Raw genomic sequence first — 17,742 nt, 5'->3', positions numbered from 1 at the left:
TTTTTTTTGTACATTCGTAAGAACTGCATATATTGTATTTCTAAAATATTTATTGCCATAATGACAACGCAACCAACAGAATTGACCATACCAGAGCGAAAGCCGCGGGTTTACTTGTCCGAAGACTTTAAAGTGGAGAACTGGGAAACCCTGAAGCCTTACTTTGATGAACTGAAGGAGCGGCCGATAAATACAGCGGAGGAACTGGAGAAGTGGCTGCAGGACCGTAGTGAGTTGGAAAGCGTGCTTTCAGAGGACCTGGGGTGGCGCTACATCCGGATGACCTGTAACACACAGGATGAGGAAACCACCAAGGCCTTTCAGTATTTTGTATCTGAGATTGAACCTAAGATTGCCCCTTACGATCATGAGCTGAACCTGAAGCTAATGCACTCGCCTTATGTGAACGGACTGAATAAGGAAAAGTATAAAATCTATTTGCGGGGCGTAGAGCGCGCGTTGGAAATTTTCCGCGAAGAAAACATCCCCCTGAACACGGAGATCAGTACCAAGCAGCAGCAGTACGCTGCCATTACAGGTGCCATGACCGTTACTTTGGACGGTGAGGAGCTGACGCTGCAAAGAGCAGCTGACCGCCTGAAGCGAACAGACCGGGCTGTGCGCGAGGAGGCATGGCGGGCTATACAGGAACGCCGCTTCAAAGACCGGCAGCAACTCGATGACCTCTTTGACGAACTGTTGAAACTACGCCACCAGGTAGCGAGAAACGCAAACTTTGAAAACTTCCGGGACTATATGTTCGCTGCCTTGGGCCGTTTTGACTATACGCCCCAGGATTGCTTCGACTTCCACCATTCTGTAGAAGAAACCGTGGTGCCTTTGCTTACTAAGATAGACGAGGAGCGGAAGGGGAAACTAGGCGTGGAAGACCTGCGGCCCTGGGACCTGGAAGTAGACCCTTCCGGCAGAAAACCATTGGAGCCATTCCAGACGGGAGAAGAGCTCCTGGAGAAGACTGTGAGCGTGTTCTACAAGCTGGATACGTTTCTGGGAGACTGCCTGGCTACGATGCGCGAGATGGGGCACCTGGATCTGGAGTCACGCAAGGGCAAAGCGCCCGGCGGTTATAATTATCCCCTCGATGAGATTGGTGTGCCTTTCATCTTCATGAATGCTACCTCCAGCTTACGCGACGTGATCACCATGCTGCACGAAGGCGGCCATGCCGTGCACTCCTTCCTGACCCGCGACCTCAGCTTGGGCGCCTTCAAACACCCGCCTTCAGAGGTAGCCGAACTGGCCTCTATGTCGATGGAGCTGATCTCGATGGACTATTGGGACACCTTTTTTGAAAGCGAGGATGAGCTGCGCCGCGCCAAGCGTACGCACTTGGAGAGCGTGTTAGAGACCTTCCCATGGGTAGCGACGGTCGATAAGTTTCAGCATTGGATCTACGAGCATCCTGAGCAAACGCAGGAGGAGCGGCACCAGGAGTGGGTAAAGGTTTTTGAGACCTTCAACCACCAGTTGGTAGACTGGCAGGGACTCGAAAAGTACAAGCCCTATGTCTGGCAAAAGCAGCTCCACATCTATGAAGTGCCTTTCTACTACATTGAGTATGCGATGGCGCAGTTAGGGGCTATCGCTGTCTGGAAGAACTACAAGGAAAACCCAACAGAGGGGCTCGCGGCCTATAAGCGCGCGCTTAGCCTGGGCTATACCGTGTCAATTGGGGAGGTATATGAAGCCGCGGGCATTAAGTTTGATTTCAGTACAGACTATATCAAAAGCCTGGTAGACTTTGTGCAAAGGGAGATGGAAAAGGTTTGATACCATTCCTCCAAAGATTGAGCTATCCCGAAAGCCGCGCATATACTGCGCGGCTTTCGGTTTTCCTTGGCTTTGCATCGAGCAGCGCAAATGCTCGTTTAAGAACAGCCTGATGGCGAAGGCCGTACAAAGCAGTATGAAAAGAAGAAAATTATTGATAGCTGTGTGGGTGCTGCTATATACCGCTACAGCCTGTACTACCAATACCAATTCTACTGTTCCTTTAGGAACTAGTGAGATAGACGCTGCAGACGTACGACCAGTGGACGTAACTGTTGGAGGAGAAGCTTACCCTTTCCCTGTAGTAGGCGTCTGGCACGGCATTATCCCTTGTGTCGATTGCCCGGGCATTGTGTATGACCTGACGCTGAACGAAGACAATACCTTTGAGGAAACCAGGGTGTACCAGGCGCGGGAAGAAGAGCCTTTGACCCGCACGGGCAGCTGGCGTGTAGCAGATGGCGTGCTGGAGTTAGATTATCCGGATGCTGAACGAGCAAGGTTCGACCTGTCTACCGCCGGTGAGCTCAGGATGCTGGACCCAAGCGGTACCCCTGTCGAGGCACCGTTGGCAAATACTTACCGTTTGAGAAGAGAGACAGACATCGTAGGGGGCAATGCGGATCTGCTGAATGAGCAAAGAAGAACAGGCGTAGACTTTGCCGCCACCGGCAATGAACCGGGTTGGTCTCTGGCTATTGACTTAGAAGACAACATTTATTTTAAGACCTTACCATCCGAGTCCACTGCCATTGAAGCCCCAGTGCCGGACCCTGTTAAAAGCGGCAACAGCACCACTTACCGCACCCAGGCGGAGGGAAAAGAACTAGTCGTGGAATTGGTGGAAACGCCCTGTACAGACACCATGTCCGGTAAAGTGTCTCCTTATACCGTCCGTGTTACTGCGGGAGGAGTCGCATACACAGGATGCGGGAGATACCTGGGGGAGGAGTCACAGAAGTAGCAGGAGTGGAGTTTGTTTACAGTGCCTTAAAGGACAAGAAGAAGGGCTTAGGGAAGCTACATAAGCACTTGCCTGGCGGGTGCGTTACTTACTTGTAAGCCCGTTCAGCAGCATTTCCGACAGGCTGTTTGCTATTTCCAGCGGTGTCATCTTGCCCTCCGGCTTGTACCAGGTGTGTATCCAATTCAGGGCAGAAAGAACGGTTAGGGCCGCGAATTTCTCGTCCGGCACAGAAAACTCCCCATTCTGTATGCCAGACCTGATAATTCCCCTGAAGCGGGCCTCATACTTGTCGCGTAAGGCAAGGAACTCCCCGTGCAGGGGCTCGCTTAAATGACGCCACTCGTGCAGGAACACAGCAGACGCTTCCGTGTTGTTAGTGAGCACCTGCACATGCGCGGCAACAGCAGCTCTCAGTCTGTTGGATGCCGTTTTGCGCTTGTCCTCCGCTACATCTATCGCCTCAAAAAACTCATCCGCCATCCGGAAGCACACCCGCTGCAAGATCTCTTCCTTCGATTTGATGTGCGAGTAAATGCTGGCAGCCTCAATGCCCAGTGCAGTTGCCAGGTCCCGCATAGACGTTGCTGCAAAACCCTTGGACTTAAAGAGGGCTGTGGCGGTTCTTTCTATTTGCTCTTTTCTGGTCAATTTTTGCATTGTCTTCTAAACAAACTTACGTTTCCTAACATCCGTTAGCAAATTTATTTTTGGGTAAGTGTATCCTTAAAAGGGGTAAATACATACTTATTATAGAAGGAGTGGTTTGCGGCTTAATTAAAAGATGGTTTACTTTTTGTGCTGTCTTATGCGCAGGGGCGAGCCAGGTGCCTCTTAACCGTTGACTGCCTGTGTCTTGTGCTGCTGCAAACCTTCCAACCTTAACAGAAGAAAGCCATGATCGATACGATGAATACTGCCGAGAAGCAAACCATGGAGTTTGTTCGCTACGAAGTGAAGGAGCGGGTGGGGTATATTACCCTAAGCAGGCCTGAGAAACGCAATGCTCTGAACCTGAAAATGGTGACGGAGTTGAAAAGAACCTTTGCCCTGGCAGAGGAGGATGACAGCTGCAAAGTAGTTGTGCTGCGCTCTGAGGGGCCTGTGTTCTGCGCTGGCGTTGACCTGGCGTACATGCAGCGCCTGCAGGAGAACAGTTACCAGGAGAACCTCCTGGACTCTACGCACCTGATGGAGCTTTTCCGGATGATCTATACCCTGAAAAAGGTGGTGATCGCACAGGTGCAGGGACCTGCGGTAGCTGGCGGCTGTGGCTTGGCGGCCGTCTGTGATTTCAGCTTTGCCGTGCCGGGGGCCATGTTCGGCTATCCGGAGGTAAAAGTAGGTTTCATTCCAGCCATTGTAACCGTGTTCCTGCTCCGCAAGCTCGGGGAGGCTCGGGGAAGGCAGCTACTGCTAACCGGGGACCTGATACCAGCAGCGGAGGCAGAGCGCTATGGGTTGATCAACTACATGGTGCCGGACAAGGACCTGGAAGAACGGGTATATTCCTTTGCCCAAAAGCTATGCACCGAGAACTCACGCCAATCAATGGAGGCGACGAAAGAAATGATTGCGCGTGTACAGGGCATGGGGCTGGAGGATGGCCTGCAATATGCTGCTGAGATGAATGCCGTGGCCCGAAGCAGCGAGGACTGCCAGCGGGGTATCGTTTCTTTTCTAAATAAAGAGCCAATTACCTGGTAGTTTTGTTTAAGATCTAAAACTATTTGTTAAACTTGTTGTTCTTTTGGTATGCTGACAGGCATCGGAATCATGCTTTTGACTTTTGTAGCAATGGAGGGCGTGGCCTGGGTCATGCACAGGTACGTGCTACACGGGTTTTTATGGTTTCTGCATAAGTCGCACCATGTGCGCCACAACCACGCCTTTGAGCTAAATGACCTGTTCTTTGCCTATTATGGCACCTTGGCTATGCTGTTCTTTATCTTTGGCAGCGACCCGATTGATTACAGGTTCTGGATTGGCGCAGGCATTACGCTTTATGGGGTGGCGTACTTTCTGATACATGATGTGTTTATACACCGGCGGCTTAAGGTCTTTGGCAAAACGTCCAGTGTTTATCTAAAAGCCTTAAACATGGCGCACAAAGTACATCATAAGGTGGAGGGCAAGCATGGTTCGGAGTCTTTTGGAATGCTGTGGGTGGCCCCGCGGTATTTCAGGGCAGCATATAAAATTGTAAAGAAACAGGAACAGGAGAGACGTGGCTCAGTACACTATTAAAGAACTTGAACATCTGTCAGGTATCAAGGCTCACACCATCCGTGTGTGGGAGCAACGCTATAACATCCTTTGCCCGAAGCGCACCGACACCAACATCCGCTTTTATGACGATGCGGACCTGAAGGCCCTGCTCAATATCTCGCTTTTAAACGAACGGGGTTACAAGATCTCAAAGATCGCGCAGATGAAGCCGGAGCAGATCCTGCAGACGGTCACGCAGCTGTGCGATTCGCCATGCCAGTGCTCACACCATGTAAATGCCCTTGTAACGGCTATGGTGGACATGGATGAGGTGAAATTTGACAAGGCCCTCTCGACGGCTGCCTTGCAGATGGGGTTTCAGGAGGTGATGCACGAGGTGATTTACCCTTTCCTGAACAAAATCGGCATCTTGTGGCAAACGGGCAACATCAGCCCGGCACACGAGCATTTTGTAAGCAACCTGATACGGCAGAAACTGATTGTGGCGATTGATGGGCAGGTAGTGCGCAAGCAGGAGGGGAAGCCGACTTTTATCCTGTTCTTACCGGAAGGGGAGCTGCATGAACTGGCTCTGCTGTATATGAACTACATCCTGCGCACCTGCAACCAGTATGTGATGTACCTGGGGCAGAACCTGCCGTTCAAGGACCTGGAGTTAACCTACGAGCAGTTTAAGGCGGAGTGCCTGTGCACGGTGTTAACCGTGGAACCGGAGCGGGAGCGGGTGCAGGCTTATCTGAATAAGCTTGCCCAGCGCTTTCCGCAGTGTACTATCTATGTGTATGGTTACCAGGCGCAGCACGAGTTTCTGGAATTCCCTCCCAACGTGAAGCGTGTGAGTTGCCTGCGGGAGTTTCACGCCTTGTTTAAGTAAATAAAGCAGGGTTAAATGGTCTGAGCTCCTGTCGCTGTCGTTTAAAGAACAGTGGCAGGAGCTTTTTTATGTGTACCGTTAACCAGCCAATTTGGTCCGTACACAGGGGGAGACAGGGCGTCTGTCTAATTTGTTTAACATTTTATGAAACTTGTGTAAACAAAACTGGTTTAATTTCCCCTTGTCTCGTATATTTGTTTATGGTTTTATGATAAACTATAAACAAAATGACTGCTCTAGAATTTAATAACCTCGTACAGAATATAGCACAGACCTTGCGCCCCGTAGCCATGAACCTGACTCGGGACGTGGATGACGCCAAGGACCTGGTGCAGGAAACCATGCTGAAAGCCCTGACAAACAGGGAGAAGTTTAAGTCCGGCACCAACCTGAAGGCCTGGCTTTACACGATTATGCGCAACACCTTTATCAATAACTACAATAAGGTGATCAAGCGTAGCAGCAACGTGGACAGTGCGGACTACCTGCAGTACCTGAACACGGACGAAAACTACATCACGCAGAACAAAGGGACTGCAACCTTCGTTATGAACGACATTAATAAAGCAATTGCCAATCTTAGTGAAGAGCACCGCACCCCATTCATGATGTACTATGTAGGATACAAATACCTGGAGATCGCCGATAAGCTGCAGATACCAATCGGCACGGTGAAGAACCGTATCCACATAGCCCGCAAAGAACTGAAGCAGGCGTTAAAGGTGTACAGGCAGGATGCATAAGTAAAGCACCAAAAGCGCCCGCCCATGGCTCAGAAAGTAATCGTTATCGGCTCCGGTTTTGCTGGCTTGTCAGCGGCAACCTGCCTGGCCCACGAGGGCTACGAGGTTACGCTGCTGGAGAAGAACAGCACACCCGGCGGACGTGCCAGAAGCTTTTCGGCCGAGGGCTTTACCTTTGACATGGGCCCAAGCTGGTACTGGATGCCTGATGTTTTTGAGTCTTACTTTAACAAATTCGCTAAAACTACATCCGACTACTACAACCTTAAACGGCTGGATCCTTCCTACACGGTCGTGTTTGGCCAGGACGACTTTATGCAAGTGCCAGCCTCGCTGGATGCGTTCCGGGAGTTGTTCGAGGGGCTGGAGAAAGGCAGTGCTGGGCAACTGGACAAGTTCCTGGAGCAGGCGGCCTATAAGTATGAGGTCGGTATTAAACAGTTGGTGTACAAGCCGGGCCGCTCCCTTACAGAGTTTATGAGCCCGCGCCTCTTGCTGGACATGCTCCGGATGGATGTGTTCCAGTCTTTCCATAAACACATCCGCCGCTACTTTAGCCACGAAAAGATCATTAAGCTGATGGAGTTCCCCATTCTGTTCCTGGGGGCGCTGCCAGAGAACACTCCTGCTCTGTATAGTCTGATGAATTATGCGGACATCAGCCTGGGCACCTGGTACCCCATGGGGGGGATGCACCGGATTGTGGAGGCGATGGTAAGCCTGGCGGAGGAGAAGGGAGTACGCCTCCTGTATAACCAGGATGTGCAGCGGCTGGAGGTAGAAGAAGGGCAGGTAGCGCGAGTTGTAACGGCTACAGATAAGTTTAAAGCTGATGTGGTGGTGGCAGGCGCTGATTACCATCACGTGGAAAAGCAGCTGTTGCCCAGGGCCTACCAGAGTTACTCTGATGGATATTGGGAAGACCGGGTCATGGCGCCTTCCTCACTGCTTTTTTACCTTGGAGTGAATAAAAGGCTCCAGAACCTGCAGCACCACAACCTGTTCTTCGACGAGGACTTCGGCCCGCATGCCCAGGAGATCTACACCGACCCCAAGTGGCCCTCCAGGCCTTTGTTTTACGTGTCAGCCCCATCCGTAACAGACCCTTCGGTAGCCCCTGCGGACTGCGAAAACCTGTTTGTGCTCATTCCGGTTGCCCCTGGCCTGACCGATACCGAGGAGCTGCGGGAAAAGTATTATCACCTGGTGATGGACAGGTTGGAAAAGCTGACAAAGCAGGATGTTCGTTCTCGCGTGGTGTTTAAGCGCAGCTATGCCCATAAAGACTTTATCAGTGACTATAACGCCTTTAAAGGCAACGCGTACGGCCTGGCCAACACCCTGATGCAGACGGCCCTGCTGAAGCCAGGACTGAAGAGTAAGAAGGTGAAAAACCTGTTTTATACCGGACAGTTGACTGTTCCGGGGCCAGGTGTGCCACCCTCCCTTATTTCGGGGCAGGTGGTAGCGAAGGAAGTGATGAAGGAGTTTGAAACGCCGGTGGCCCTGAAAGTTTAGTTATTAACGATTCACGCACATGGAGCTATTTAAAGAGACTTGTTTAAAGTGTAGTAAGGTTATTACGGAGGCCTACAGCACTTCCTTTACTTTGGGTATCAAGACCCTGGATAAAAAGTTTCATGCTCCCATTTATGCCATTTACGGCTTTGTGCGCTGTGCCGATGAGATTGTAGACACCTTCCATGACTTTGACAAGCGCAAACTGCTGTCCGACTTCAGAAAACAGACCTTCGAGGCGATCGAGACCGGGATCAGCCTGAACCCGGTGCTGCATGCCTTCCAGTGCGTTGTAAAGCAGTATCAGATCGAAGAGGATTTGATAGAGGCTTTCCTGAAGAGCATGGAGATGGACCTCGATGACCAGGTGTATGACAAGACGCTTTACCAAGAGTACATCTATGGATCGGCGGAAGTGGTGGGGCTCATGTGCCTGCGGGTTTTCTGTGAGGGGGACCGCGACATGTACGAACGCCTGAAGAAGCCAGCCGCCAGCCTGGGGGCTGCCTTCCAGAAGGTGAACTTCCTGCGCGACATGAAGAGTGACTACAAGGACCGCGGCCGGGTGTATTTCCCGAAGGTCGAGTTCAAGACCTTTAACAACAGCAGCAAGGCAGAGATAGAGGCGGATATCCTGAAGGACTTCCGGGAGGCTTACCTGGGTATCATGGCTTTGCCCCGTTCTGCGCGGATGGGAGTATACTTGGCCTACGTCTACTATCTGAAGCTTTTCCGGAAGATACAGGACTTGCCGGCAACCCATATCCTGCAGGAGCGCGTAAGAGTACCTGATAATACAAAGTTGGCACTCTTATTGAGTTCCTACTTAAAATTCAGGCTTAACGCGATATAAATGATTAAACTTTCACTTCTTTTCCTTTTTCTTTTTGTACTGCAGGTTACCCAGGCAGACAGTGCCGTTTTTAAAGTAGCCGAGTTGCGTAACGAGTACCTGGAGGCCAGCAAGGACGAGGAAGCAGCCAAGCTCTTCCATAAAAAGATGAGCGCTTATAAGGAGAAGCACCCCGATCCGGTGGTGCTGGCTTATAAGGCGGCCTCTGAGGCCGTAATGGCAAAATATGTCTGGAACCCTTACAGTAAGCTGAAGCAGCTCCGTACAGCCGAGGCTATTTTTCAGGATGCTGTGGCCCTGGACAAGGAGCACCCGGAGATCCGTTTTCTACGGTTTACCGTTGAGCAGTTCGTGCCGCGCTACCTGAACTTGAGCAAGCACGTGGAAGAGGATAAGCGGGTTATCATTAGAAGACTGAAGGAGCATCCGGACTCGGGAGTATCGACGGCGATGGCCCGCAGGATAAAGGATTTCATGCTGATGGGAGAGAACACAACCGCCGAAGAAAAAAAGGTGCTCCGCAGCATAGAGATCTGATAGCCATATGAACAGGATATGTACATTTACCTGTACCTGAACATTTTCACCATTCTTTTCCCGCTGTTGCTTTCGTTCGACAGGCGGGTAGCCTTCTATAAAAGCTGGCCTGCTCTTTTTCCGGCAATCCTGCTCAATGCTGTTGTGTTTATCGCTTGGGATGCCTTTTTTACCGACCTGGGCGTCTGGGGCTTCAACGAAGCCTACCTGACCGGTATTTATCTGTGGAACCTGCCCCTCGAGGAAATCCTGTTCTTTATCACCGTGCCCTATGCCTGTGTGTTTATCTATGACGTGCTCAGGGCATACGTACAGCGGGACCTGCTAAAGCCCTACACCAAGGGGATCGCCTTTTTCCTAGTGCTTGCTCTGCCACTAGTCGCCATTTTTAATATCGCGAAACTTTATACCTCCATCACTTTCATTGCCCTTGCCATCCTGCACATGGTGCATCTGCGCTATTTTGGGGCAAAGTATCTGGGGCGCTTTTACCTGGCTTACCTCGTGCACCTGGTTCCCTTCCTGCTGGTAAATGGAGTGCTGACGTACCTTCCCATTGTTTGGTATAACAACGACTACAACCTGGGCCTCCGGCTTGTGTCCATCCCGGTAGAGGATACGATGTATTCTATGCTGATGCTGTTGCTAACCATCTCAGTGTATGAGGGGTTACGGCAACGAAAAGCAGTTAAACAATATGAGCCTTTAGCTGTATAAAGAGTACATGCACAGCTTAAATGTCACGATAGATAAGAACTCTGGTTTCTGCTTTGGGGTGGTGTATGCCATCCAGATGGCAGAAGACCTACTGGAGGAGCAGGGGTATCTCTACTGCTTAGGCGACATTGTGCACAACGATGAGGAGGTGGAGCGGCTGCAGAAGCGGGGCTTGCGCATCATCGACCACGACAGGTTAAAGGAGCTCCATGGCGAGGCAGTACTGATCCGTGCCCATGGCGAACCCCCGGAAACCTACCAGACGGCGCTTCAGAACAATCTAACCTTGGTGGATGCCTCCTGTCCGGTTGTGTTGAAACTACAGAACCGCATCAAGACCTCTTTCGACAAAGGGCAAAAGATCTTTATTTATGGCAAGCACGGACACGCCGAGGTGCTGGGGTTGTTGGGCCAGACTAACAAGGAGGCCGTGGTGTTCGAAAACATAGGAGAACTGCTGCAGCATGAGCTCCCCCCTAAAATCACCCTCTATAGCCAGACGACAAAAAGCACCGGTAACTTTTACAGGATAAAAGAAGACCTGGAGGCGCGGGGGTATGAGGTGGATGCCAATGACACCATTTGCCGCCAGGTGTCGAACCGGGACAAGGATCTTCGGAAGTTCGCTGCTAACTTTGACAAAGTGGTTTTTGTGTCGGGTACTAAGTCGTCTAATGGAAGGGTGCTGTATGAGGTGTGCAAGGCCACTAACCCGGATACACATTTTGTGTCGAAGGCAGCAGAACTAAAGCCTTCCTGGTTTAAGTTTGGGGATAACGTGGGAATATGCGGGGCTACCTCTACCCCCATGTGGCTGATGGAGGAGGTGCGGGACACGTTATTGGAATACGACCTGTAGCTACATGTAGGAGTCAAGTAGTGCAGGAAATAGGTTAATCTATACGGATGGCAAAAACAAGGCAGAAGGATTATAGGGGAGTGGCTATAGCCATGCTGGTGGTGACTTGCTGGGCTGGCTTGTTGGTGTTTCTGCTGCGTTGGTCCGTTGACTTTAGGTCTCCGCTCACGTACCTGTTTCTGCTGCTTCAGACCCATCTTTATACCGGTCTTTTTATCACCGCTCACGATGCCATGCATGGGGTGGCTGCCCCTGGCTACCCGAAGCTGAACAGGGGGATTGGGACGGTAACGGCATTGCTTTTTGCTTATAACTGGTACCCCCGCTTGCTACCCCGTCATCACCAGCACCACCGGCACGTAGCCACGGCGCAAGATCCTGATTATCATGCGGGTAGCTTTTGGCCCTGGTACCTCAGTTTTCTGAAGCAGTACATTACCTGGTGGCAGTTAGTGCTCATGGCCCTGACCTTTAACCTGTTGAAGCTGTTTTTCCCGCTGGAGAACGTGATTCTTTTCTGGATGCTGCCTGCTGTGCTGGCTACCTTTCAGTTGTTTTACTTTGGCACTTACCTGCCCCATCGGGGCGAGCACTCCGAGGATAATCCCCACAAGTCAGGGACACAGGCCAAAAATCATTTATGGGCTTTTTTCAGCTGCTATTTCTTCGGCTATCACTTCGAACACCACGATAAGCCGTACCTGCCCTGGTGGCAGCTTTACAAGGCCAAGGAGCCGGACCAGAAAGAGGTTTACGGTTAAATTGCTGGACCTTATCTTGTTGTATTCTTAAGCTGCTTTTCCCGTAACCCCGCTCTAAGTAAGGCCGGTTTCGCGTCATTGTGCAAACGCTGATTCCTTCTCTTTTTGGGATGTTCATCCACAGTCCTTCCACTTTGCCCCACTTTTGCCATTTTCCACCACTTTCCACATCCTTGCTGCTTGTGTGCAATTCATACTTCGCTATATTTAGATTATTATTCTGGTTTACAGGTGTTTGTAGTTTTAGTGCCTCGTATTTTACGGAAAGATCTGAATCCTTGCAAAAAAACTTATACCCAAAATGTCCCTGTTGAAATGTGGATAATGTGGATAAGTGGAGTGGATAACCATAATTTATCCACAAAGTGGGAAAAAGTGGAAGATAGTGGTTGCGGTATTTTCTTGAATCGCTACATTTGTATAGTCCGAAATCTATACGGTCTATACTACTGTGCCTATGAACTTCCTCTCCGGCGAGTATGAGTGCAAGATCGATCCGAAAGGAAGGTTGGTTTTACCTGCAAAGATAAAAGCCAACCTGCCGGAGGCGTCGGGCAATCATGTGGTGCTGATGAGGGGGTTTGAGCCTTGCCTGGTGCTGTACCCGAAGGCGGAGTGGAAGGTGATTTACGATAAAGTTGCCGGGCTTAATGAGTTTAACGAGGAGTACCGCCACTTTCAGCGTAATTTCTTTCGGGGAAACACTGAGATCGAGTTAGACGGGGCGGGGCGCTTTATTGTGCCAAAGACCATGTCCCGTTTTGCCGGCCTTGAGAAAGAGGCAATTGTGGTGGGCTTGGGCAACCGCGTGGAGATCTGGAATCCTGATACTTATGAGGACTTCCTGATTAAGGACCAGCAGAATTTCTCACAGCTTGCCCAGAAGTTTTTGGGTGACAAACCGGCTGAAGAGCCCTTGATGTAATGGAGTATCATCGCCCAGTATTGTTAGAGGAGTCAGTGGAGGCTTTAGCGATAAAGCCAGAGGGGGTGTATGTGGACGTGACCTTTGGGGGCGGCGGGCATTCAGCACTTATTTTAAGCAAGCTTACAAGCGGTAAGCTGTTTAGTTTTGACCAGGACCGGGATGCGGAAGAGCAGTCCAAAAAGCTGCAGGGGGAAACCTTCCAGTTTGTGCGGGCTAACTTCCGGGACCTGAAAAAGTACCTGCGGCTATACCGTGTGAAGGAGGTGGATGGTGTGTTGGCTGATTTGGGCGTTTCATCGCACCAGTTCAATGTGCCGGAGCGTGGTTTTTCTACCCGCTTTAACGGTCCCCTGGACATGCGCATGAACGCAGAGGCGGGTACAACGGCACAGGAGGTGCTCGAGACTTACTCAGAGGAGCAGTTGCACCGCATCTTCGGTATTTACGGTGAGGTGAAAAATGCCAAGACGCTGGCCCGCACAGTGGTGGAGAAGCGGAATAGGCAGTCGCTGCAGACGATAAACGACTTTAAGCAGGCAATCAGCTCCTGCACCCCGAAAGGGAAAGAGAACAAGTACCTGGCGCAGGTGTTTCAGGCGCTCCGCATCGAAGTGAACGACGAGATGAAGGCACTGGAGGAAATGCTGGAGCAGGCGGCTGAAATTCTGAAACCGGGTGGCAGGCTGTCCGTGATCTCTTACCACTCTTTGGAAGACCGCCTGGTGAAGAACTTCATCGCAAAGGGTAAATTCTTTGGGGAGGTAGAGAAGGACCTGTTTGGAAATGAGATAAAGCCGCTGGAGGCCGTGTACCGGAAGCCGATCACGCCAACAGAGCAGGAGTTGCTGGAGAATAGCCGCTCGAGGAGCGCCAAGCTGCGGGTGGCAGAGAAGAAAGAGGAGAGCGAACGGAAGTAAAGCAAACAAAAGCTAAAGGAAACAACAATTTATGGCTTCAAATCTACTTGCAAAGAGAGCAGGCACCCCAAAAGGAAACCTGAAGCGTGTGAAGCCAGAGCAGGAAGCCGCGAAGCCGAAGGGTCGTAGCTTTAGTCTGTTTACCCTGCTCGAGAAGTACGCGAACGTAGATGCCCTGTTTGAGCACGGTGTGCCGCTGAAATACATGCCGCACGTCCTGTTTCTGACAGGTATTACCCTTTTCTATATCGGCAACACCCACTTTGCCGAGAAAACAATCCGCAAAATAGACAGGCTTAAGGTAGAGGTAGAGGATCTGCGTGCAGATTACTCTACGCTCAAGTCCGACTACATGGAGGCCAGCAAACAGTCAGAGGTGGCGCGCAATGTGGCGCCCCTGGGCTTAGAGGAAAGTTCCACCCCACCGTATCAAGTAGTAGTGCCGGCAGATGAATATTAAGAAATCCATACTGATCAGGGTAAGGGTAGCTTTTCTGCTAGTCTGTCTTTTTGCCTGCGCCATTGTGTACAAGGTGGTGTACATTCAGTTTCTGGATGGGCAGAAGTGGAAGAGCATTTCTAAAGAGCGACGCATATTTTACAAGCCGGTGCTGGCCACGCGCGGGAACATCTATTCCGACAACGGAAGCATCCTGGCTACTTCGCTGCCTTTCTACCGTGTGGCCTTCGACCCAACGGTGGCAAAGGCAGAGGTGTTTAACAGCGGTGTTGATTCGCTGGCACTACTATTATCGCGTTTTTATGGTGATAAGTCGGAGGAGTATTACCGTCGCAAGATGAAGAACGCGCGCCATTCGGGCAGGAGGTATATCCGCATGAGCAGCCGCCAGATCAACTACCAGGACAAAAAGATGATGGCCCGCTGGCCGATCTTCCGGGAGGGCAAGAACAGGGGTGGGGTGATCTTCGAGAAGGTGGAAAAGCGCTTTAAGCCTTTCGGTATGCTCGCTGAGCGTACCATTGGCTTTATTAACGAGGATAAGAACGGGGCAGGCCTGGAGTACAGCTTTAACAGCAGCCTGACAGGTACGGACGGAGAGGCGCTCTTTGAGCGCATTGCAGGAGGCAGTAAGCCTATCTATGATGGCACAGAGGTAAAGCCGAAGCACGGGTACGACATTAAGACCACCCTGGACATTAACTTGCAGGACGTAGCGGAGAATGCGCTGTACAAGGCCCTGGAGAAAACGAATGCGGAGTACGGCACCGTTATCCTGATGGAGGTAAAGACCGGTGAGATCAAGGCCATAGCCAATTTGGGCAAGACCAAGGGGGGCTACATCGAGGACTATAACTATGCAGTGGGAAGCCAGGGGCGCACAGAGCCCGGGTCTACCTTCAAACTGGCCTCTATGATGGCGCTTTTTGAGCATGCGCCTCAGATTAAGCTTACTGATACGATCGATACGGGTAACGGTACCTATCGTATTAAGAATACCACCATGAGCGACTCGCACCACGGTGGCTTCGGGAAGATAACCGTGAAGGAAGTGTTTGAGAAGTCTTCTAACATTGGGGTAGCCAAGCTGATGGAGCAGTACTTCAGCAACGACCAGCGGGCTTATGTAGATTACCTGCACAAGTTCGGACTGAGTAGCACGCTTGGCTTCCAGATGGATGGGGAGGCCCGTCCTTACATGAAGAGCCCGGAGGACAAGAACTGGTACGGTACCACGCTTACCTCCATGGCTATTGGGTATGAGTTAAAGCTGTCGCCCTTACAAACGCTGGCCTTTTACAATGCCGTGGCTAACAACGGCGTGAAGATCCAACCGATCATTGTAAAGGAGATCAGCAAAGAGGATAACGTGATACAGTCCTTCCAGACAAGGGTACTGAATGAGAAGGTTTGCTCGGATGAGACGCTGAAGCGCCTGAAGGAGATGCTGGAAGGCGTGGTCGAGCGCGGAACAGCCCGCAACATCAGCAGCCCCGACTATAAGGTGGCCGGTAAAACAGGCACCGCCCGCAAGGTGAAGAATGGCCGGTACGTGCGGGAGTATTCGACTTCTTTTGTTGGCTACTTTCCGGCAGACAACCCGAAGTACAGCTGCATTGTGATCATCGACAGCCCCCGCGGCGTGAACGTGTACGGTGGCGACGTGGCCGCACCCGTGTTCAAAGAGCTGGCCGACAAAGTGTATGCGCGCGACCTGGCAATGCATAAACCGATGCACGCACGGGTGGTACCAAACAAAGACAGCATGCCGCAAGTGCCGGCAGGTAGCTTTGAGGACTTGTCGCTGATTTGTAACAGGATCGGAGTTAGCAGCCACGCCAACAACGTGGAGGAAGACTGGGTGAAAGTATCGCCAAAACGACGCTCCCTAAACTTTGATCCGAATCCTGTACTACAGGGGCAAGTGCCGGATGTAACCGGCATGACTCTGCGGGATGCCCTGTTTATCCTGGGAAATCAGCATCTGGAGGTAAGGGTAGAGGGCGTAGGGAAACGCGTTCAACGACAGTCCAAAACACCCGGTACTGATATAGACAAAGACAAAACAATAACCATTACACTAAGCTAATGCAGCTACTGCAAACCATATTACAAGACGTAAAAGTGTTGGACACAAAAGGCCCGCTGGACATTCCGGTGCAGGGCCTTACGTTTGATTCGCGTCAGGTGCGCGAGGGGTGGGTGTTTGTGGCTGTGCCGGGCGTTCAGTCCGATGGGCATGCTTTTATCCCGAAGGCAGAGGAAGCCAAAGCGGGAGCCATCATTTGCGAGCACCTGCCTGCAGCGCTGCAACAAGACATTACCTATGTGGTGGTACAGGACTCTGCAGAAGCAGTGGGACTGATGGCTTCGGCTTTTTATGGGCATCCTTCTCGAAAGCTGCAGCTGGTAGGGGTAACGGGCACGAACGGAAAAACTACTTCAGTAACGCTATTGCATAAGCTCTTCCGTGAATTGGGCTACCATGTGGGCTTGCTGTCAACAGTGCAGAACCAGATCGATGAGGAGGTAATTCCTGCCACGCATACCACACCGGATGCCATCAAGCTGAACGAACTGCTGGCGCAGATGGTAGCGGCAGGCTGCTCGCATTGCTTTATGGAGGTGAGCTCACATGCCATGGTGCAGCGCCGGGTGGCAGGAATCAGGTTTGCCGGTGGCGTCTTTACGAACATTACGCATGATCACCTGGACTACCATAAAACATTCGACGAGTACATCAAGGCTAAAAAGTCTTTCTTTGATGGGCTGCCCAAAGACGCCTTTGCCCTGGCAAATGCCGACGACAAGCGGGGGGCGGTGATGGTGCAGAACACAAAGGCAAGCATCCACTATTACGCTTTAAGAAAAGCCGTGGAGTTTAAGGCGCGCATTATCGACAACACCATACAGGGCTTGCACCTGGAGGTAGACGGGCAGGAGATCTGGTGCAAGCTGATCGGGGCCTTTAACGCCTATAACCTACTGGGTGCCTATGCCGTGGCGGTGCTGTTGGGTGAGGACCAGGTGGAAACGCTTACTGTACTCAGCAACTTAAGTTCCGCTGCAGGCCGTTTCGACTATATTGTTTCTGATTCACAGATTACAGGCATAGTGGATTACGCCCACACGCCAGATGCCTTGGAAAACGTGCTGAACACCATCCAACAGATAAGGAATCCAAACCAGAAAGTGATCACACTGGTTGGCTGTGGTGGTAACCGCGATGCGGCTAAGCGGCCGGTGATGGCTGACATTGCCTGTCGCCTGAGCGACAAGGTAATCCTAACCTCCGATAACCCGCGCTTCGAAGAACCGCAGGCTATCCTGGAGGATATGCAGAAAGGCGTGAAGCCCCTGGACTTTAAGAAAACCCTATCGGTGCTGGACAGACGGGAGGCCATCAAAACAGCCTGCGTGTTGGCTGAGCCGAATGATATCATATTGGTGGCCGGTAAAGGCCATGAGACTTACCAGGAAGTCAAAGGCGTGAAATACGACTTTGATGATAAGCAAGTGCTGCGCGAGATGTTTCAACTACTAGGAAAATAAACGAAGCCCAAAAAGCAAAAAACTAAAAAGCCAAAGGAA

Annotated in this window: 18 protein-coding genes; 17 read left to right on the top strand and 1 reads right to left on the bottom strand. The window is 51.3% G+C overall.

Annotated elements, in window-relative coordinates:
* The first annotated feature begins 60 nt into the window (after positions 1–60).
* Positions 61–1,791, top strand: a complete 1,731-nt coding sequence (locus CHB92_RS09715; protein WP_089319001.1) for a M3 family oligoendopeptidase — start codon at positions 61–63, stop codon at positions 1,789–1,791.
* Between the two features lie 136 nt (positions 1,792–1,927).
* Positions 1,928–2,755 carry a copper resistance protein NlpE N-terminal domain-containing protein gene (locus tag CHB92_RS09710; protein WP_179223002.1) on the top strand — a complete coding sequence of 276 codons (828 nt, stop codon included), beginning with the start codon at positions 1,928–1,930 and terminating at the stop codon, positions 2,753–2,755.
* A gap of 84 nt (positions 2,756–2,839) precedes the next feature.
* On the opposite strand, the gene CHB92_RS09705 is transcribed toward CHB92_RS09710, so the two are convergent.
* The gene (locus CHB92_RS09705; protein WP_089318999.1) at positions 2,840–3,415 is read right to left on the bottom strand and encodes a TetR/AcrR family transcriptional regulator; all 576 of its coding nucleotides are present in this window, start codon (positions 3,413–3,415) and stop codon (positions 2,840–2,842) included.
* 273 nt (positions 3,416–3,688) lie between these two features.
* Between CHB92_RS09705 and CHB92_RS09700 the strand changes: the two genes are divergently transcribed.
* The 15 genes from CHB92_RS09700 (at position 3,689) to CHB92_RS09630 (ending at position 17,703) form a co-directional block, all read left to right on the top strand.
* Positions 3,689–4,462: an enoyl-CoA hydratase/isomerase family protein gene (locus tag CHB92_RS09700; protein WP_089319078.1), complete on the top strand. Its 774-nt coding sequence runs from the start codon at positions 3,689–3,691 to the stop codon at positions 4,460–4,462.
* A 69-nt stretch (positions 4,463–4,531) separates the two neighbouring features.
* Positions 4,532–5,002: a sterol desaturase family protein gene (locus CHB92_RS09695; RefSeq protein WP_245842426.1), complete on the top strand. Its 471-nt coding sequence runs from the start codon at positions 4,532–4,534 to the stop codon at positions 5,000–5,002.
* Positions 4,983–5,858, top strand: a complete 876-nt coding sequence (locus tag CHB92_RS09690) for a MerR family transcriptional regulator (protein ID WP_089318997.1) — start codon at positions 4,983–4,985, stop codon at positions 5,856–5,858. The genes CHB92_RS09695 and CHB92_RS09690 overlap by 20 nt, the downstream gene beginning before the upstream one ends.
* Before the next feature lie 227 nt (positions 5,859–6,085).
* Complete coding sequence (locus CHB92_RS09685) at positions 6,086–6,601, top strand: RNA polymerase sigma factor (RefSeq protein WP_089318996.1); 516 nt, start codon at positions 6,086–6,088, stop codon at positions 6,599–6,601.
* A gap of 24 nt (positions 6,602–6,625) precedes the next feature.
* Positions 6,626–8,119, top strand: coding sequence for a phytoene desaturase family protein (locus tag CHB92_RS09680; RefSeq protein WP_089318995.1), 1,494 nt, complete (start codon positions 6,626–6,628; stop codon positions 8,117–8,119).
* A gap of 19 nt (positions 8,120–8,138) precedes the next feature.
* Positions 8,139–8,972, top strand: a complete 834-nt coding sequence (locus tag CHB92_RS09675) for a phytoene/squalene synthase family protein (protein ID WP_089318994.1) — start codon at positions 8,139–8,141, stop codon at positions 8,970–8,972.
* On the top strand, positions 8,973–9,509 hold the full coding sequence (locus CHB92_RS09670; RefSeq protein ID WP_089318993.1) for a hypothetical protein: 537 nt from the start codon (positions 8,973–8,975) through the stop codon (positions 9,507–9,509). It abuts the gene before it with no gap.
* Between the two features lie 18 nt (positions 9,510–9,527).
* Entirely contained in the window at positions 9,528–10,226 is a 699-nt protein-coding gene (locus CHB92_RS09665) for a lycopene cyclase domain-containing protein (RefSeq protein ID WP_089318992.1), read from the top strand.
* Positions 10,227–10,233: 7 nt separating this feature from the next.
* Positions 10,234–11,085 (top strand): 4-hydroxy-3-methylbut-2-enyl diphosphate reductase, encoded by an 852-nt coding sequence (locus CHB92_RS09660; protein WP_089318991.1) that lies wholly within the window; start codon positions 10,234–10,236, stop codon positions 11,083–11,085.
* 47 nt (positions 11,086–11,132) lie between these two features.
* A complete protein-coding gene (locus CHB92_RS09655) occupies positions 11,133–11,846 on the top strand; it encodes a fatty acid desaturase (protein WP_089318990.1) in 714 nt (237 codons plus the stop codon).
* A 457-nt stretch (positions 11,847–12,303) separates the two neighbouring features.
* Positions 12,304–12,771 carry a division/cell wall cluster transcriptional repressor MraZ gene (gene mraZ, locus CHB92_RS09650; protein ID WP_089318989.1) on the top strand — a complete coding sequence of 156 codons (468 nt, stop codon included), beginning with the start codon at positions 12,304–12,306 and terminating at the stop codon, positions 12,769–12,771.
* Positions 12,771–13,691 (top strand): 16S rRNA (cytosine(1402)-N(4))-methyltransferase RsmH, encoded by a 921-nt coding sequence (rsmH, locus tag CHB92_RS09645; protein WP_089318988.1) that lies wholly within the window; start codon positions 12,771–12,773, stop codon positions 13,689–13,691. The genes mraZ and rsmH overlap by 1 nt, the downstream gene beginning before the upstream one ends.
* Before the next feature lie 31 nt (positions 13,692–13,722).
* Complete coding sequence (locus CHB92_RS09640) at positions 13,723–14,151, top strand: FtsL-like putative cell division protein (RefSeq protein ID WP_089318987.1); 429 nt, start codon at positions 13,723–13,725, stop codon at positions 14,149–14,151.
* A complete protein-coding gene (locus CHB92_RS09635) occupies positions 14,141–16,240 on the top strand; it encodes a penicillin-binding protein (RefSeq protein WP_179223001.1) in 2,100 nt (699 codons plus the stop codon). The genes CHB92_RS09640 and CHB92_RS09635 overlap by 11 nt, the downstream gene beginning before the upstream one ends.
* Positions 16,240–17,703, top strand: coding sequence for a UDP-N-acetylmuramoyl-L-alanyl-D-glutamate--2,6-diaminopimelate ligase (locus CHB92_RS09630; RefSeq protein WP_089318986.1), 1,464 nt, complete (start codon positions 16,240–16,242; stop codon positions 17,701–17,703). The genes CHB92_RS09635 and CHB92_RS09630 overlap by 1 nt, the downstream gene beginning before the upstream one ends.
* Positions 17,704–17,742: the final 39 nt, after the last annotated feature.

This window comes from Pontibacter ummariensis (assembly GCF_900188175.1).
In the GTDB taxonomy this organism is placed as follows: Bacteria; Bacteroidota; Bacteroidia; order Cytophagales; family Hymenobacteraceae; genus Pontibacter; species Pontibacter ummariensis.
The sequence above is the reverse complement of the archived record's forward strand: the minus strand, read 5'-3'. Positions and strand labels throughout refer to the sequence as shown.

Bases quoted from the DNA above. Each gene is read 5' to 3' on its own strand.
- CHB92_RS09715 (WP_089319001.1), top strand. From the start codon at position 61: ATGACAACGCAACCAACAGAATTGACCATACCAGAGCGAAAGCCGCGG.
- CHB92_RS09710 (WP_179223002.1), top strand. From the start codon at position 1,928: ATGAAAAGAAGAAAATTATTGATAGCTGTGTGGGTGCTGCTATATACC.
- CHB92_RS09705 (WP_089318999.1), bottom strand. From the start codon at position 3,415: ATGCAAAAATTGACCAGAAAAGAGCAAATAGAAAGAACCGCCACAGCC.
- CHB92_RS09700 (WP_089319078.1), top strand. From the start codon at position 3,689: ATGGAGTTTGTTCGCTACGAAGTGAAGGAGCGGGTGGGGTATATTACC.
- CHB92_RS09695 (WP_245842426.1), top strand. From the start codon at position 4,532: ATGCTTTTGACTTTTGTAGCAATGGAGGGCGTGGCCTGGGTCATGCAC.
- CHB92_RS09685 (WP_089318996.1), top strand. From the start codon at position 6,086: ATGACTGCTCTAGAATTTAATAACCTCGTACAGAATATAGCACAGACC.
- CHB92_RS09680 (WP_089318995.1), top strand. From the start codon at position 6,626: ATGGCTCAGAAAGTAATCGTTATCGGCTCCGGTTTTGCTGGCTTGTCA.
- CHB92_RS09675 (WP_089318994.1), top strand. From the start codon at position 8,139: ATGGAGCTATTTAAAGAGACTTGTTTAAAGTGTAGTAAGGTTATTACG.
- CHB92_RS09670 (WP_089318993.1), top strand. From the start codon at position 8,973: ATGATTAAACTTTCACTTCTTTTCCTTTTTCTTTTTGTACTGCAGGTT.
- CHB92_RS09665 (WP_089318992.1), top strand. From the start codon at position 9,528: ATGTACATTTACCTGTACCTGAACATTTTCACCATTCTTTTCCCGCTG.
- CHB92_RS09660 (WP_089318991.1), top strand. From the start codon at position 10,234: ATGCACAGCTTAAATGTCACGATAGATAAGAACTCTGGTTTCTGCTTT.
- CHB92_RS09655 (WP_089318990.1), top strand. From the start codon at position 11,133: ATGGCAAAAACAAGGCAGAAGGATTATAGGGGAGTGGCTATAGCCATG.
- mraZ (WP_089318989.1), top strand. From the start codon at position 12,304: ATGAACTTCCTCTCCGGCGAGTATGAGTGCAAGATCGATCCGAAAGGA.
- rsmH (WP_089318988.1), top strand. From the start codon at position 12,771: ATGGAGTATCATCGCCCAGTATTGTTAGAGGAGTCAGTGGAGGCTTTA.
- CHB92_RS09640 (WP_089318987.1), top strand. From the start codon at position 13,723: ATGGCTTCAAATCTACTTGCAAAGAGAGCAGGCACCCCAAAAGGAAAC.
- CHB92_RS09635 (WP_179223001.1), top strand. From the start codon at position 14,141: ATGAATATTAAGAAATCCATACTGATCAGGGTAAGGGTAGCTTTTCTG.
- CHB92_RS09630 (WP_089318986.1), top strand. From the start codon at position 16,240: ATGCAGCTACTGCAAACCATATTACAAGACGTAAAAGTGTTGGACACA.